We start from the raw sequence: 17,034 nt of genomic DNA, 5'->3' as shown, positions 1-17,034 counted from the left end.
ATCTACTTAGTAATGAATTTGGTCAGTAGCTACTAAGTTTTTCTTATAGCTATACAACGAAGGTTTGCTGGTCTTACATTTATTCTCTGCAAGACAAAAAATTCACATAATTGTACATAGTATGGAATAAATAAACTTCCACTATATTTTTCGATTAAACTTACCTTTTCTCTATTGAACAGATTTCGTATTAAATCTTAAGCTCAACGCACCTAAATATATAAGCATTCCCAGCAAAATCATAGGTATAGAAAGAAATTGTCCCATAGTTAAATTGAACCATAAATAGCCAATTTGATAGTCTGGCTCGCGGAAAAATTCAACCACAAAACGTGCTATTCCATACCACATAACTGCAATACCAGTTGTTGCACCGTAATACAGTTTCACTCTAGTCAAGAAAAACAGTGAATTTGCAACTACAAAAAGTAGCGCTCCTTCAAAAAATGCCTCATAAAGTTGGCTTGGATGGCGCAATAAATTATCACCATTTTCTGGAAATACCATACCCCACGGCATATTTGTAACCCTGCCAAATAACTCTCCATTTATAAAATTACCTATGCGGCCTAGAAGTAAACCTATCGGAACTCCACAAGAAATTAGATCCAGTGTGTAAAATATAGGAATGTTATGTCTTCTACAGGAGATTATTACTGCAAGCAAAACTCCTATAGCACCGCCATGAAATGACATACCTCCTTCCCAGGTCTTTAGTATTTCGATAGGATTGCTTATATAGAGAACTGGATCATATATCAATACGTACCCAAGCCTACCTCCAAGGATAATGCCTATAATAACGGCTGTTAATAACGAATCGTAAAAATTCTTAGTAAATATTTTTTGATTGTCTAGCTTATGTAAATACCAATATGCAAAAACTATACCCAAAACATATGCTAAAGAGTACCAATATATAGAAACAGGACCGATGCTAAAAATAACTGGACTTAAAGACATATTTTACTACAAATTATTCTTAGACAATCTACTTTTCTCACGGTCCCACTCTCTCTGTTTTATAGTTGCTCTCTTATCGTAGAGTTTTTTTCCTTTAACAATAGCAATTTTAGTTTTTGCCAACCCTTTATCATTAAAATAGATAGAAAGTGGCACAACAGTTATTCCAGAGGTTTTGATTTGACCAATTAGCTTATTTATCTCTTTTTTATGCAAAAGCAATTTTCGTTCTCTTTTTGGCTTGTGATTCTTTTGGTTTGCAGCTTTATACTCTGCGATATGCATATTGTTTAGCCATATTTCACCTTTTTTTTCAGTAACGTAAGCATCAGAAATGTTTGCTTTTCTTTCCCTTAGTGATTTCACTTCACTACTTAAGAGGATCATACCTGCTTCAAATTCTTCTAAGATAAAGTATTCAAACCTTGCTTTTCTATTTTCTGCAATAACTTCCATATCTAAAGATATCTTTAAGCTTCAATATATTACAGAACTTTTGGTTTAATTCATAACAAAACAATTATCTCAGTAAATGCAAGTTTGGTTAAAAAAGCTCCAATCTTCCTGCAAGTGTAATTTGTTCCACTCTTCCTACTGCCATTTCAGCCCTAGGACTAGCATTACCTGACAAAGAACTTATCACATCTTTGCAGCCCCATTCAATAGCAAAGTGTAAAGGAGCATATCTATTATTGTTCTGTTTACTAACATATGCCCCACTTTCAATTAAAATATCTCTTATACTTTCATGATCGCTAGCAAAATGCAAAGGAGTGCGTCCACAACTATCCCACACATTAACACATGCTCCATGTTCAATCAGAGTTCTTACTATGTTTTCATTATCACTTTCAGCAGCAAAATGCAAGGGAGTGCTTCTATAATTATCCCACGCATCGACATATGCTCCGTGTTCAATTAGAGCTATTACTATGTTCTCATAGCCACTCTTAGTAGCAAAATGTAGAGGAGTGTGTCCATCATTGTTCTGCGCGTTAACATCTGCTCCACATGCAATTAGAGCTCTTACTACACTTTCATTCCCACCTTCGGCAGCAAGATGTAAAGGTGTACATACATCATTGTCCCACGCATTAACATTTGCTCCACTTTCAATTAAAATATCTAATATGCCTTTGTGGTTCCATTCAGCAGCAAAATGTAAAGGAGTGCATCCATCGCTGTCCCATGCATCAACATATGCTCCATATTCAATTAGAGCTATTACTATGTTCTCATAGCCACTCTTAGCAGCAAAATGCAACAATGTAGTTTCTACAGGATCTAGATCACTATGTGTAGTGAATATATGATTGATATTAAATCCACTATCTTCCCACCTCCGTAAATCAATTCTTTCTAATTTTATTTTTATTCGTTCAACTATGTTGTTCTTGCTTAAACCTGAAGTATCATTTATTTCTTCAAGCATTTTTAGAAAATCATCAAGCGTCATAATCTCCACTACTTATTAAAATAACTTGGTTATTATGTTCTTTGACACAAAAATCAAGAACTTTTTATTTTCCTAAAAAATCATTTAAGTTATACTCCAAATCATGAAAGTCAGGCAAAATATTAAGTTTTTTTCTCTATCATTTGTGATTTTGTCTTCTCTATGGATTACATTGTCTGGTTATTTTGAGCCTTTTTTTATTCTCTGTGGAGTATTTTCTTCTGTGTTCACATTGATTATCTTTAAAAGGTTAATTGATGCTGAAAGTGCCCTTAGTCAAATTCTAAATGATAGTGGTAGGCTGTCACTTTATCAGCTTATAAGTTATATACCTTGGCTAATTTACCAAATTATTTTTTCAAGTATTTATGTAACAAAAAAGGTGCTACGATTCAAATCTACAGTTGAGCCAATTGTTATTGTAAGAGAATGCATAGGACATAATGATAAGACCATTGCATTATTTGCTAACTCGGTTACGATTACTCCTGGAACTTTAACTATCAATGTTGAAAAGAAGCAGAAAACATATTTATCTACCATATGTTTGATAGATAAAGATCTTGAAAGTGGCATTTCTGAAATAGAAGGTAAAGTCTTAAAAATGCTACACCTAGTTAAGTAATTGCTTTAAATAAGTTAACAGCGTCTCTGTATTCTCTTCTTAGGCTTTCAAGCATTTCTTTTGGAAGGCTATCAATAACAGTAGAACATAAATAATTGTACAAATCTTCTAGCCTTGATATGTTATTTTTCTTCTTGCTGTTGAATTTGTACGGAAAAATGCCCTCCATAATTTCAATATCAACAACCTTATTTAAAAATGCATTTTCACTTGTTATGCTTATTCTTGTAAGTATAGTATTAATTTCAGGTTCATTACTCGTATAAATATCTGATAATTCTGCCATTTTAATGACGTATAAAGTTACTACTTTTGATAAACAATTATCAGAATATTCACAATTTTTTATTACCTCCCACTGAGTAACCTGAGACTTGCTTGTTTTTGCATTGCTTGGTAATTTATTCATTGAATTTTCTCCATTTAATTCAGTGTAGTAAATTATACTAATACTTTGTTAAATAAATAATAACGCAGCCATAAAAATATGCATTTATTTACCATAAATTGTATAATATTCCTAAAATTAAATGTTAAAGTTACTTCAAACTGAATGATTTCTTTAATTCCATGTTATCCAGCAGTGTAAAATATTGCTACACAATAGTATTTATTCTAAAATAAACTTTCCTTTTGAGCTATTTTATTAATATCCATTCTTACGGCTGCACTAAAATGAAAAAGATAAAACTCGGAATACTAATTTCAGGTAGAGGATCAAACATGCAGGCTTTAATAGAAGCATGTCAAGATCAGAATTTCCCTGCTGAAACTGTGTGTGTTATCACAAATAATAGTGAAGCTGGAGGCCTTAAAATAGCAAAGCAAGCAGGAGTTTCAGCGTTTGTTGTTGAAGATAAGCCACTTGATACTGATAAAATTCATGAAATACTTGTTCAACATAAGGTTGATTTAATTTGCCTTGCAGGGTTTATGAGAATTATAAAGGCCAATTTCCTGAATAAATGGCATAACAAAGTTATAAATATTCATCCCTCTTTACTTCCGTCATTTAAGGGCCTAAATGCTCAGGAGCAAGCTCTGAAAGCGGGTGTAAAAATTACAGGATGTACTGTGCATTATGTTACTCCTGAAATTGATGCTGGAGCCATAATCGCTCAAGCTACTGTTCCAGTGTTACCAAATGATGATGTTCACAGTCTCTCAGAGCGCATTCTAGCTGAAGAGCATAAGTGTTATGTAAAAGCAGTAAGATCAATAGCAGAAGGTATTAACTATTGACCTTGAGCGTTTCTTCCAACTTCAACAAAAAATAAATTTTCAGGATTCAGTAAAGAACTGTATCCGTTCAGCAGAGTGGTTTAAGAAACGATAGATAGAAGATTGTGAAAAGGGTTTAGCCTCCTCTGTTTCCATGTTAAGTATAACGAAATTATTTGCTCAAGGAATGAGTTTCCTCGTTCTGATTGTGTAAAATATGAATTTTTGCGATAAACGACATAATGCCGTATTTGCCGTTCAGCGTGATTATTTGTCAGCGGAGTATTTTCTGGGTCATCTAAAAATTTCCACATCATTCTTTCAGATTTCAAAATATTCTTTGCAACTCGAGACGCTCCAATTGCTTCAGGTAAGCGAGATATTTCCTTCAAATAATACCTTGTACGTTTTCGCAATTTCTTGGCACGTCTAATAAATCTTGAAACATCTATCTCATTTTTTAGTAAAGCTTTTTTCAGTGCAAATAACTCAGTGGCTACATTTCTCAAGTAACAGCCCAGAACTTTAACTTCAAATTTCCAACTATGCGCTAATCTTTCAAAATCCCTTGCTAAGTGTGCCCAACAGATTTGCCTTCTTTCATCAGCAAAGTAGTTGTATGCTGCATATCTGTCGGTTACTACCAAGCTATTACGATTGCAGCATACACTATTTTTTAAAACTTTCATTCCCCTTGACTCTGTCAACTTCACAAAACTTGCCGTATTGCTTGCAAACATCCAACACCAAGCGAGTTTACCTTTGTTATAATGGCTCGTTTCATCAATATGTAGAACTTTACTCCTACTTATCTCTTGTTCGATCTGCTCATACATTTTTTTGCATTTTGAAGCAACTCTATGTTCACTATTTGATATGCTACCGACGCTTATGTTCAAATTGAAGATATCATTTATGATGCTAGCTACTTCGCGCTTTGAATTTTTATAAAACCCACTGAGTGCTGCAACTACTGACTTAACCCTTGGGCCAAATGTATCTGGCGTAACACCCTCTGGTAACTTGCTACTTCTTCTTTTTCCGCATCTCTGACAACGGCCATGTTCCAACTGATATTCCATTACATAAGCCTTAATCTCCGGAAGATCTACTTTCTGATGAATATAAGGTTTTTCGCATATTGCAATCTTCCCTCCGCATTCGCAAGTAGGTGACAACTCTATCTTTATCACCTCATCTGCTTCCATTTTAGCACGATAATTACCCTTATGCCCAACTTGACCACCAATCTTTCTTTCGCTTTTTGGCTTTTCCTTTTTCATTTTGTATAATTCTTTTGAATTGGGAATTGATGAGTTTTTTGAATTTAAACCTAGCCTTTCCTTTAATTCAGCGTTCTCTATCTTTAAAGCCTCATGCTCTGCTTTTAAACTTTCATTCTCTCTTTCCAATCTTTCTATTTTTGCTTCTAACTTTTCTATTTTTTGCTGTAAATTTTTGCAGAGTTCTAAAAGGTTTACCATATTACCTCATATTTACCCTATGATTATCTTTATTATCTTGCTTTGTCTACCTTATTTTGCCGCTCTGCTGAACGGACACAAAGAACTTGCCAGCTTGTTTACTTTTTCCAATTGAACATCATTAATGATATTTGCATAATTATTTATATGGTTAATATCACGATCATCTATCTGCATACTATCCAGTAACGTTGCTGTATTCGCATTATTGGATAGAAAAGAGAAGATAAGGTTATTTACTAAACTGGTTTTTGCATCCTTGAATAATTGTTCGTCAATTCCTTCCTTTTTTATTCTGCTAAATGTATCTTTTACTGCTGAGATAGCTCTGCTAGCAGTAGAGCTATCTGTGCTCATAAACCCAAGTATAACATTTCCATGTTTATTGGTAACATTACTTGCACTAATACCATAAGTAATACCTAGATTTTGTCTCAACTCTTTCATTAGTATTGAGTTTAGACTCATGCCACCAAGCGCATTAATCAAAACACTGGCATTATAGTAATTAGGGTCTTCATATGCTATGCCTTTTTGAGCAAAAAGTATTACACTCTGTGGTATATTCATAAAAACGCTCTTACTTTCTGCAGGCCCAAATTCATTTTTTACAGATATCTTCCTAACTTTCGATCTTTTTGATGGTAACTTAGATAAATATTTATCGAGCAGCATACTAACTTCTTCTTTTGTTGCACAACCAACAACACTAATGACGACATTATCCTTAGTAAAACTACGCTTTATGTATGTTAAAACATCGTCTCTAGTAATGTTCATTATAGTGTCTAGAGTTCCATATGGATCTCTTGAGTAAGGATGTTTTTTGAACAACAATGTATCTAACTCTTTTGCAGCAATAAAATAAGGGTCTTTTTCAAAATTATTAAAGTTTACTTTGACTTTTTCGAATACTCTATTTAACCCCTCAGGATCAACTTTAGGGCGCATTATAGCATCACTAAGTAGTGAAATTGCATCCTCTAGATTCTCAGATAAAGTGTTTAATGAAACCCTAAATGCTTCTAAACCAGCAGTAAAATTTAAACTAATTCCTTTATCCTCAAGCTTTTTCGCAAAATCTTTGGCATCATTTTTTCCTGCTCCTTCTTGAATTACAAGAGAAGTAAACCAAGCAAGCCCCTGCTTTTCTGCACTTTCATACACACAACCTGCATCTTTGAATGATATATTAAGTGAAACTTTTGGTAGATCATGGTTTTCAACAAATAAAAACTTAAATCCTTTATTAGTAGTAACCTCCTCTATATTTAAGTGACTGCTTGCTTGCAAATTAAAGCCTAGACAGAAAAAAAATAGAAATACATATTTACTTATCTTCATTATTACCTCCTTTTGGTAGCAAACGACCAACTAATTTATTAGTAGAAAAGATAGCGTGAACTTTATTATTTACATCCTCTAGATTGACATCATTAATTTTGCTATATGAAATGTCTATTTCATCAAGTGGAATACCTAGTGCTAGACGTGGTATATAAAACATTGCTATATTAGTTAAATCAGATAGATTATCAAGCTGTGCTGCTTTGTATTTAGACTTTGTACTTTGCAACTCTTCACTTGTTATTCCTTCAGAGTTAAAGTGATTAATAGAATTTTCTAACTCTCTTGCAACAGCATCCAAATTCACCCCGCTTTTTGGAGTTACCCGAATCTCAATGTAACCATTACTAAAAGCTAAGCTATTATAATAAGCAAACACTTCTACTGCTACATTCTTATCTAGAACTAAATCTTTATATAGCTTACTAGACTTGCCATTCCCCAAAACATCAACTGCCAAATCAACAGGAAAAGTTTCACTTATTTGCTCAAATAAAGGAACACTATAGCGAAAGTATAAAACTGGCTCTTTTACTTCAGTGCTTTCTAAAATTACCGATATATCTGCATTATGTATTGAATCTTGGTTCGGATAATGCTTAACTACAGGCTCAGCTTTAATTGCACCATATTTTTCCTTTGCTAATCCCGCTACTTCTTCAAATTCTACATCACCAACAACGAGCAGTATAGCATTACCTGGATGATAATAGTTATCATGAAACCTTGTTATGTCATCTTGATTGTAAGTTTTAATATCGCTCTCCCAACCAATAACAGACCTACCATAGCCATTACGATAAAATGCACTGTTCATTTCCTCCCATAGTAAAGCTTCAGGATTATTATCAAATCTCATCTTTCTTTCTTCTAATACGATATTTTTTTCTCTATCTATTTTGTCTTGAGTAACATCAAAATTGCCCATTCTATCTGCTTCAATTTCCATTGCTAGTGGTAAATCTTTTTTGAGAACTAATTCGTAGTAGCAGGTGTATTCTTTAGTGGTAAAAGCATTAAATTGGGCCCCAATGCTGCCCAAAGTGGATTCTATGTCTTTAAATTTTCCTGTAGTTTCAAACATTAAGTGTTCAAAGTAGTGAGCCAAGCCTGCTTTGCCAATTGGGTCATCCATTCCCCCAACTTTATATATTATTGCATGAAAAACAGCTGGAATTCGGTGATTAGGTACTACATAAACATCCAATCCGTTACTGAGCTTAGCATGCTTTATGATTTCAGCTTCCAAAGAAATCGGACAAATGAAAAAAAACACAGATAGTATAAAAAAACTAAAGAATTTGCGAAGCATTATTTCATTCCTCATTTTGCTTAGAGATAGACCTATCATATATATACCACTTATATAACAATGTACACATTCCACAAACTATAGATAGATCTGCTAAATTAAAGGCTGGCCAATACCAATCATTGATATGAAAATATATGAAGTCATATACAGCTCCCCAATAGATTCTATCAATTACATTTCCGATCGCTCCACCAATCATCAGAGAAAAACTAAGGTAAATTGACTTATCATTAGATTTATATATCAAGTATGCAAGTATACCAATTATTAATATTGAACATGCTGAAAAAAAGAAGCTGCCATGCGGCAGAGTACTACACATTCCAAAGCTAATTCCTGAATTCCAAACTTCAACTAATTTCATAAAACTAGTAATCTCGATTGACTCCCCCTCATCAATCAAAGAGTTTATATACAATTTACTTGTTTGATCGAATGATACTATAATCAATATAATAACTAAACATATCCTTTTCATAAATTTATCTTTAACTGGTAAGCCTTCATTATATCACGATCTATCTGTTTTGTTAACTCGTTAATACTATGGAATTTTTTTTCTGCCCTAATAAATTTTAAAAGTTGTATATCAACCTTAAAATTGTATACATTTTCGTTGAAGTCAAATATATGCATTTCTACTATAGGTTTTTTTAAGTCCTTAAATGTAGGTCTCATACCAATGTTGACTACTCCATATAGCCAACTTGAACTATTTTCAGAAAATGCAACTTTGGCGTAATATGTACCAAACTTAGGTTTTATCATGTAATCTTCTATCGGAATGTTTATGGTTGGAAACCCTATTTCTCTACCTCTACATGCACCTTTTGTTACAATACCAGAAACTTGATAAGACCTACCAAGCAATTTATTAGCAATTTCTATTTCTCCTTTTTGTAAACACTCCCTGATTGAGGAAGAAGAGCAAATTTTTCTATCGATTATCAATGGCTCTAATTTAGTTAAAGAATATTCATACATCTGAGAATATTTTTCTAGAGTTAATATGTTACCCAATCGTTTGTGACCAAAAGTACAACTTTCTCCAACAGTTATATGTTTAGCACCATACTTCTTTACCAAAATCTTACCAATAAAGTCATCGCAGCTAACCTCAGAAAAACCTCTACTAAAATTAATAATATACAAGTAATCTATACCATAGCTGCTGATTAGTTCCTTTTTTTGTTCTTGATCTATTAACCTAAAATTGTTCCTACTAAATAAAACAGTTGATGGGTGAGGCTCAAAAGTTAAAACTGCAGAGGGTAATCCTCTTTCTTGTGCTACATTCTTTAGATTGGAAATTGCAAACTTATGTCCTAAATGAACGCCATCGAAATTTCCGAAAGTTAGTGCCACATTATCTTTTATCCCTTGCTCACAGTTGTAAATAATTTTCATACAATTTGATATTTTATATATATTTTTTATATATAATAGTTGTATTTTATAAACTATGGAGATAAATCGTGAAAAACACTAAAGGAAAAGTTGTAATATATGTGAAGAAGTACTGCCCATTCTGCAAGAAAGCAAAAGAGTTATTGGATGAAAAAGGTGTGAAATACGAAGAAATTGATGTACTTAGAAACTCGGATTTGTTTGACGGTATAAAATCAAAATATAACGTCAGGACAGTTCCACAAATTTTTATTACTGATGAAAATGGTGATTATGTACATCATATTGCTGGATGTGACAAATTGATGGATCTTGAAAAAGAAGGAAAGTTGGATAATATGTTAAATAACAATGAAGATAGCATTAATGCAACAGCTTACACAAGCGGCAGTGATGAACACGAGGGATGTAATATAATACATAATGAAGATTTTATGTGATTTTTTTGTCTTACTGTTGCTGGCATACCCACTTTAAACAATTTTTAATGAATTAAAAATACAATTCATCTAGTGAGTTTTTTTAGTGGGAAAAAATGATAAAAAATATTATAATTGTTAGCAAAAACTTAATTAGTATTGAATTAATTAACAAACAAGATTTAGAGAGTTTCATCAAGATTTTCACAGTGCTTGATAAGCATATAGCAGCTAAAACTCTTTTTACAGAAGAAGTGACAATAGAGTATAAACAACACAATTGCATAGAAGTTGTTGAATTGATAAAAGATACAGGTTTTACATATCATGATGTTGAGAATGTGTTAAATCACCTAAGTAATCATGGAATGAAAGTACCAAGTAGCGTTATAGCAAGCACCCTTTCTTCTTCATACAATCACGCACTTGAGTCTAAGGATGTAGCATTTGCCTGTTCTAAAGGGTTGCCACAATTTTACATCAGGGTAAATAAGAATACCTTTATAATGACTCCTATAAGTGAAGAGAATCTGGAATTGAATTCGCAAAATAGCAAAATGCTTATAGAGTCATTAAAGAGCGAAAAAAGCACTTATGATTGCATAGTGGAAGAAAATATCATCAAAGTTATAGTGCATTCTGAAATACATCAGGCTATAAACTCGATTATAAAATCACTGATAAAGTCTTGCCTTTTAGCAAGAGATGAAGAAGAAAAATTCAAAGAGAAATTGAGACAACTTGCTTTTAAAGATCAAGCTTTCGTTGAGTATTCTAGCATCAAAACCATTCATAGATATCCGAATAACCATCCTCTGAGAAAGCATGAAAGTGTTATTAAAGATATAGAAAATATTTTATGTGATTTCATAATAAATGAGAACAGCGGGTTTGCTATAGAGCGGTTAAATAGACTGGGCTCAGAAGTCTCTCCAAATACTCCAAGAATCATCACTAAAACTATAGATAAGCTTGTTAAGTTTCACTAAAATGTTGTTGGAATGGTTTTAGCCAATGTCTACATATATCTGATTTTTACTGATTGAGTGGAGCAATTGAGCTGCTCTCTGTCATCCCAGCGTTTAACACTGGGATGATTTCGTTGTATGGTATCTTATATAGTGTTTTACAAATTCACATAGCTATTTCAAATTTACCCATATCAATGTCAGTAAATTTATTGAGAAAATATCACTTAGTTCTTTAAATTTATGTTTTTGGATATATATTAATCATTTATTTTCAAAGCCTCAATAAAAGCATTTTGTGGGATGTTTATGTTTCCTACAGAATGCAATCTTTTCTTACCTTTCTTCTGCTTTTCAAGCAGCTTCATCCTTCGTGTGACGTCTCCACCATAGAGCTTGGCTGTTACATCTTTTCTATACGGGTTAATCGTTTCTCTAGCAATAATTTTTCCGCCTACTGCCGCTTGAATCGCGATTTTATATTGCTGGCGTGGTATCAAGTCTTTCAAACGTGCACATATTTCACGGCCTCTTTTTTCTGCCCTGCTTTTATGAACAATGCAGGCTAACGCATCCACAGGTTCTCCATTAACTAAAAAACTTAATTTATCTATCTGACTTTCCTGATAATCGGATATTTCCCAATCTAAACTTGCATATCCCTTGGAAATTGATTTTAGTCTATCGTAAAAATCAAAAACAACCTCAGACAGCGGTAATTTATACTTCAGTAGTGCTGTTGTCGTATTACCAACATAAGATAAATCCTGCTGTTCTCCTCTCCTCTCTTCACACAGAGATAGAATCTCTCCTAAATATTGATCAGGTACCATTATAGTTGCAGTGATCCACGGTTCTTCCACTATTTCAATTTTTGTAGGGTCTGGCATATCGCTTGGGTTATGGATATTTAAAACTTTACCATTTTGTGTTGCAACTTTATATATAACACTCGGTGCAGTTGCTGTTAGATCTAAATCAAATTCTCTTTCGAGTCTTTCTTGAATGACTTCAAGATGTAGCATTCCTAAGAAACCGCAACGAAATCCATAACCTAGGGCATTTGACGTTTCAGCATCAAATGTAAAACTAGCATCATTTAAATGTAATTTTTCTAGTGCTTCCCTTAAATATTTAAAATCATCTGTGTTATTGGGAAAAATACTGCAAAATACTACAGGATGTACTTCTTTAAAGCCAGGTAATGCCTTGCTGCACGGCCTTTTCTCTTCAGTAATAGTGTCTCCTACTTTGCAGTCTGCTACTTCTTTCATTGAAGCAGTTATAAAACCAACTTCACCTGCTGAAAGTTCACCAGTCATAACTTTTTTAGGAGTGAAAATACCGATATTATCGACCTGATATGTAGCATTATTAGACATCATAACGATTCTCATGCCTTTTTTTAGTACTCCATTTTTAACTCGCACTAAAATTACTACTCCTAGGTAAGGATCATACCAACTATCAACTAAAATTGCTTGCAGTGGAGCATTTGTATCACCTTGAGGAGCGGGAAGTTTTGTCACTATAGCTTCAAGTACATCCTTTATCCCAAGACCAGTTTTTGCCGATATCAAAATTGACTCACTTGCATCAATACCAATTACTTCTTCAATCTGAAGCTTTACCTTTTCTGGATCTGCAGCAGGAAGGTCAACTTTATTGAGCACAACTATTATCTCATGATTATTGTCAATTGCCTTGTACACATTTGCCAGAGTCTGAGCTTCAACCCCTTGGCTGCTGTCCACCACCAAAAGTGAGCCTTCACATGCAGCTAAGCTTCGGCTGACTTCATATGAAAAGTCAACATGACCTGGTGTGTCCATGAGGTTGAGGCAATATTTATTACCATTATTTGCAGTGTAATTGAGTCTTACCGTTTGTGCTTTGATTGTGATTCCGCGTTCACGCTCTATATCCATTGAGTCAAGTACCTGATTGGTCATTTCCCTTGTCTCAAGACCGTTACATTCTTCTATCAAACGATCAGCAAGAGTTGACTTCCCATGATCTATATGTGCTATTATTGCAAAATTTCTTATATTGTTCATAGATCTACTTATTTAAGTAGATCTATTTTACATTTTAAGTATTACAAGAGCAATTACTTATCTTCCTTTTTGCTGAAAACATTAAGCTGGCGTCTGTACTGGTCGGAAGTATTCAGTAGTTGATGGTTGACTCAGTTTGCTACTTGCCTCATTCTTTTCCTGCTTGCATGTTTTTACTGCATCAGCAAGGCTTAGGTAATCATTACCAACTTTAATTCTTACATCTTTATTTTTTTCTAAATCCGCATCAGCTGGCTTATTGCCTACTATTTTTATATTGCCATCGCTATTAGTACCAAGCTCAATGCTACATTCCTTTCCATCTACATACCAGTTAAACTTTATTTTATACTGAGTTGTGCAACCTAAATCATAATATCTTACCCCCTCATGTATGTAGCCACTGATAGGTTCTTTTTGATCTCCACTTGAAAGAAGAAAACCGGCAATATTGTTGTCTTTACAAAATTCACTATTTAAAAGTTCGCTTACCCTAATATCTGTGTTTTTATTGTCGTCTTTTAGCTTAATTGTTGCATAAAAAAGATTTTGATCCTCATACTTTGTAATTGATACCGCATCAACAATGCCGTTTTCTATATACTTTCTAAACTTTTCTTCAATTTTCTTTCCTAATTCTTCTTGCCTTGCTTCATTTTGTTGTTGCATTCCTTTTAGCTTTTCTTCCATTTTTTTCTGAAGTGATTCGATATCACAAATTAACGTGGATTCATCAATGCCGAGTATCACGTATGCTTGGCCCAATCCTGTCTTCAATCCTTCAATTATGATTACCATCTCTAAGATAGACCCTAAGTTTTGATAATGTATATTAATTTTTTCACTACTTAGGCTACCTCGATTGCTATCCCAGTCGATAGCAATGTTAGTAAACATAGAATTAAGGCCTTCATAAATATCTTTCAATAGACTTGATTTCTCTGAGTTTATTCCATCACGTTTAATACTACTAACATAATCATTAAATGACTTTATTTCTTCAGAATATGTAAAGACACTGTACAGTTCTTTACGTGTTACTCTATCTTGTATTTTTTGTTTTATTTTTTTTAATATCTCACTACTAATACATTTTACCTCATAAAACTATTCAATATTATATACATAAACATTAGGGAATGTTAGCACTTTCTATATGCTTGCGCACTTCCTATTATTCCTTTAACATAGCTGACACTTTTTTTGAATGAGAAATCACTTTATTAATCATATAATTCTCATGATTGTTACCTATTTTAGGCAATTCATACAAATAATTCACCATTATCCCGGCTGACTGACTAATGCCTTTTTCAGAAGTATCAGCCATCCAGTTGATTTGTTTGATTGATGCACCATTGCTTAAATGAAAGTGTGCTACTGGATCATAAGCACCCCCACCACTGCTTTTAACCTTTAGCAAACAATGTGCACAAAGTTTCAGTAGGGACTGTTTTTCGCATTCAATGTTAGTTTTTATGCTTTCTAAAATTTCTGTACCTGATTGTTTTATATTAAGCTTACCTAATAAAGCTACGTCTTGATTTTTTAGCCATTTTGTAAATCCAGGAACTGGAGAAAGAGTTGCATACACTTTTACGCTTTTAAATTCTTGCGATAGTTTTTCTACGACTCTCTTTATTAAAAAGTTACCGAGGCTAATTCCAGATAAACCAGTTTGAGTGTTTGATATTGAATAGAATATAGCAGTACTTGCACTGCTTGGGTCACTTGAGGGCACTGACTCATCCAAAAGGTGTTGAATACTATCTGAAATCTCATTCATCAATGCAACCTCTACAAAAATTAGAGGTTCGTTTGGTATTTTGTAATGAAAGAAAGCAAAACAGAGACGATCAGAATCTAGCCTATTTTTTAGGTCACCCCAAGAAGAAATTTTATGTACAGCTTCATATTTTATAAGTTTTTCCAACAATGATGCAGGTGAATCCCAGGTGATTTGATGAAGATCAAGTAGATCAACATCAACCAAAGTACAGAGTATATTTTTTAATTCATTTTCTAGTGGGTTTAGATTTTCATATTGGTTCTTTAGCTTAAGCACATCAGAACGCATATCAACAATAAACTTAAGACCTTCTGGTAAGGAGATAAACTGCTTCAATATTTTAGAGCGTGGTGATTCAAGGACTTTTATTAAGTCTTGTTCAAACTTATAGCTCGACTCAGAATCTTGATTTTTCTTATATACTTTTATTTCTTCATCTATTTTCGTTTTATCCGGATTGAATTTTTCTGCCAGGGTTTGTAAAAATTTTATTTGACCTGCCTCTGATAAACTCAAGTACAAATTACCAAGAGATACGGTGTTCTTACGTGCTGAGACTTCACCCCCCTTTGGGTTTAAGCATTCGTTCATCTTCAAGACTAAACTATCGACATCGCGACTACTACTTAAATCAGGGTTAATATTGCCAACCCATGATCTTACAGCGTTTGCTACTTCACCTAGTATCTTAAAAAAGCTCTTTGGTGCTTTCTGATCTTCAACTTTCACTATATCAGTTTTTGCTAATGATTCTTTTGTCATAAATTCCTTTTACTATGTATCTATCTTAATTTAAAGAAAAATCTTAGTCTACAAAGAAGGCATATACTTTCATGGTACAACTATTTTATAATCTATTTAAAATTTTCGTAAAGAGAGTTAGATTTTTAATTTTATTATTCTTCTTATAAAAGTACTTTTATTATAAAAATGACCTTTTTTCTCTTCCTTTTTCGGGTAAGGCTGATTTTTTAATTACCTAGGCGAAGTTACTTAATTTTTACACATCTATTGTAAAGTACAAAATCTGACTTTGGAATGAAAATGCTAGCTGATGCTTGGACTTTATTGATACTTACGCTACTTGAAACTATACTTGGTATAGACAATTTAATCTTTATTTCTCTAGCAATAGATAAGGTGCCAAATCTGCTGAGAGAAAGAGCCCGCCTTATAGGTTTTGGCTTGGCGCTATTGATGCGTTTTGTAATACTATTTTTTACATCATATATATTATCAATGCAAAAGCCTATATTTCACACTGTATCACTGGATATCTCAGTAAAGGATTTACTTATGATTGCAGGAGGGTTATTCCTTATTGTTAAAAGCTCTATGGAGTTATGGAGCGACATTTTTGTACATAAGGAGAATAAAACAAAGGCAAATGTTAAATCACAATTTTTTTTAGTTGTGCTACAAATTATATTAATAGATTTAGTTTTTTCGGTTGATTCGATATTAACTGCCATAGCATTAACTCACAATATGATAATCATTGCCATAGCATTTACATTTTCCATACTAGCGATGCTATTTTCATCAAGTTATACCGCTCAGGTAATAAAATCCAACCCAAGCTTAAAAGTAATTGCCATTCTATTTATTTTACTCGTCGGTGTATATCTAACACTTGAAGGGCTTCACATAGAACTACCAAAAGCATGTTTGTATTCTTCATTTATGTTTGCATTGCTTGTGGAAGCTATAAGCAAAATAAAGAAAATACAGCCTTGAAACTATTTTACACGAAGCAAAAATCCAATCAGTGCGTGACGTACAACTGTGCGAACATTTTCTAGCAGGAAGGTGTCATTCAACTTCGGTGTCATCCCAATGCTTGACACTGGGATCCATTTTTCCATCATCAAAAACATTGTATTTTTACATTACTTTTATGCTCACCAACTTAACTGGATCCCAGTGCCCAGACACTGGCATCCTACAGATAATGTTCATACAGCTGTGCGTCACACGCTCTAC

Annotated in this window: 17 protein-coding genes; 5 read left to right on the top strand and 12 right to left on the bottom strand. The window is 33.3% G+C overall.

The window, feature by feature from the left end:
- Positions 1 to 171 precede the first annotated feature (171 nt).
- From lgt to ACE38P_RS02770, 3 genes are all read right to left on the bottom strand, one after another.
- Complete coding sequence (gene lgt, locus ACE38P_RS02780) at positions 172 to 963, bottom strand: prolipoprotein diacylglyceryl transferase (RefSeq protein ID WP_010402205.1); 792 nt, start codon at positions 961 to 963, stop codon at positions 172 to 174.
- Positions 964 to 969: 6 nt separating this feature from the next.
- Positions 970 to 1,419, bottom strand: a complete 450-nt coding sequence (smpB, locus tag ACE38P_RS02775) for an SsrA-binding protein SmpB (protein ID WP_015587785.1) — start codon at positions 1,417 to 1,419, stop codon at positions 970 to 972.
- An 88-nt stretch (positions 1,420 to 1,507) separates the two neighbouring features.
- The gene (locus ACE38P_RS02770; protein WP_007301945.1) at positions 1,508 to 2,419 is read right to left on the bottom strand and encodes an ankyrin repeat domain-containing protein; all 912 of its coding nucleotides are present in this window, start codon (positions 2,417 to 2,419) and stop codon (positions 1,508 to 1,510) included.
- A gap of 103 nt (positions 2,420 to 2,522) precedes the next feature.
- On the opposite strand from ACE38P_RS02770, the gene ACE38P_RS02765 reads away from it, so the two are divergent.
- Entirely contained in the window at positions 2,523 to 3,044 is a 522-nt protein-coding gene (locus tag ACE38P_RS02765; RefSeq protein WP_006015458.1) for a Na+/H+ antiporter subunit E, read from the top strand.
- Here the strand turns inward: ACE38P_RS02765 and ACE38P_RS02760 are convergent.
- The gene (locus tag ACE38P_RS02760; RefSeq protein ID WP_007301944.1) at positions 3,037 to 3,453 is read right to left on the bottom strand and encodes a hypothetical protein; all 417 of its coding nucleotides are present in this window, start codon (positions 3,451 to 3,453) and stop codon (positions 3,037 to 3,039) included. The two genes, ACE38P_RS02765 and ACE38P_RS02760, sit on opposite strands and share 8 nt — an antisense overlap.
- Before the next feature lie 266 nt (positions 3,454 to 3,719).
- On the opposite strand from ACE38P_RS02760, the gene purN reads away from it, so the two are divergent.
- On the top strand, positions 3,720 to 4,286 hold the full coding sequence (purN, locus tag ACE38P_RS02755; RefSeq protein WP_010402201.1) for a phosphoribosylglycinamide formyltransferase: 567 nt from the start codon (positions 3,720 to 3,722) through the stop codon (positions 4,284 to 4,286).
- 80 nt (positions 4,287 to 4,366) lie between these two features.
- On the opposite strand, the gene tnpC is transcribed toward purN, so the two are convergent.
- From tnpC to ribF, 5 genes are read right to left on the bottom strand one after another with little or no spacing between them, the layout of a single operon-like run.
- On the bottom strand, positions 4,367 to 5,749 hold the full coding sequence (gene tnpC / locus ACE38P_RS02750; protein WP_374699286.1) for an IS66 family transposase: 1,383 nt from the start codon (positions 5,747 to 5,749) through the stop codon (positions 4,367 to 4,369).
- Positions 5,750 to 5,800: 51 nt separating this feature from the next.
- On the bottom strand, positions 5,801 to 7,093 hold the full coding sequence (locus ACE38P_RS02745; RefSeq protein ID WP_374699453.1) for a M16 family metallopeptidase: 1,293 nt from the start codon (positions 7,091 to 7,093) through the stop codon (positions 5,801 to 5,803).
- Positions 7,080 to 8,408, bottom strand: coding sequence for a M16 family metallopeptidase (locus tag ACE38P_RS02740; protein ID WP_064085260.1), 1,329 nt, complete (start codon positions 8,406 to 8,408; stop codon positions 7,080 to 7,082). The genes ACE38P_RS02745 and ACE38P_RS02740 overlap by 14 nt, the downstream gene beginning before the upstream one ends.
- A gap of 4 nt (positions 8,409 to 8,412) precedes the next feature.
- Positions 8,413 to 8,889, bottom strand: coding sequence for a signal peptidase II (lspA, locus tag ACE38P_RS02735; protein ID WP_007301940.1), 477 nt, complete (start codon positions 8,887 to 8,889; stop codon positions 8,413 to 8,415).
- Positions 8,886 to 9,818 (bottom strand): riboflavin biosynthesis protein RibF, encoded by a 933-nt coding sequence (gene ribF / locus ACE38P_RS02730; protein WP_064085258.1) that lies wholly within the window; start codon positions 9,816 to 9,818, stop codon positions 8,886 to 8,888. Before ribF ends, lspA begins: the two co-directional genes overlap by 4 nt.
- Positions 9,819 to 9,886: 68 nt before the next feature.
- Here ribF and ACE38P_RS02725 point away from each other — a divergent pair, with 68 nt between their 5' ends.
- Both ACE38P_RS02725 and ACE38P_RS02720 read left to right on the top strand, forming a co-directional pair.
- A complete protein-coding gene (locus ACE38P_RS02725; protein WP_006015443.1) occupies positions 9,887 to 10,258 on the top strand; it encodes a glutaredoxin in 372 nt (123 codons plus the stop codon).
- 95 nt (positions 10,259 to 10,353) lie between these two features.
- Entirely contained in the window at positions 10,354 to 11,226 is an 873-nt protein-coding gene (locus ACE38P_RS02720; RefSeq protein ID WP_007301937.1) for a hypothetical protein, read from the top strand.
- Positions 11,227 to 11,465: 239 nt separating this feature from the next.
- On the opposite strand, the gene lepA is transcribed toward ACE38P_RS02720, so the two are convergent.
- From lepA to ACE38P_RS02705, 3 genes are all read right to left on the bottom strand, one after another.
- On the bottom strand, positions 11,466 to 13,262 hold the full coding sequence (gene lepA / locus ACE38P_RS02715; RefSeq protein WP_264374939.1) for a translation elongation factor 4: 1,797 nt from the start codon (positions 13,260 to 13,262) through the stop codon (positions 11,466 to 11,468).
- Positions 13,263 to 13,343: 81 nt separating this feature from the next.
- Positions 13,344 to 14,159 carry a hypothetical protein gene (locus ACE38P_RS02710; protein WP_374699452.1) on the bottom strand — a complete coding sequence of 272 codons (816 nt, stop codon included), beginning with the start codon at positions 14,157 to 14,159 and terminating at the stop codon, positions 13,344 to 13,346.
- Between the two features lie 277 nt (positions 14,160 to 14,436).
- Positions 14,437 to 15,813 (bottom strand): malonyl-CoA decarboxylase, encoded by a 1,377-nt coding sequence (locus ACE38P_RS02705; protein ID WP_374699451.1) that lies wholly within the window; start codon positions 15,811 to 15,813, stop codon positions 14,437 to 14,439.
- A gap of 282 nt (positions 15,814 to 16,095) precedes the next feature.
- Here ACE38P_RS02705 and ACE38P_RS02700 point away from each other — a divergent pair, with 282 nt between their 5' ends.
- Entirely contained in the window at positions 16,096 to 16,788 is a 693-nt protein-coding gene (locus tag ACE38P_RS02700; protein ID WP_029237607.1) for a TerC family protein, read from the top strand.
- The last annotated feature ends 246 nt before the right edge of the window (positions 16,789 to 17,034 follow it).

This window comes from Wolbachia endosymbiont (group A) of Limnophora tigrina (assembly GCF_964263225.1).
Lineage (GTDB): Bacteria > Pseudomonadota > Alphaproteobacteria > Rickettsiales > Anaplasmataceae > Wolbachia.
The sequence above is the reverse complement of the archived record's forward strand: the minus strand, read 5'-3'. Positions and strand labels throughout refer to the sequence as shown.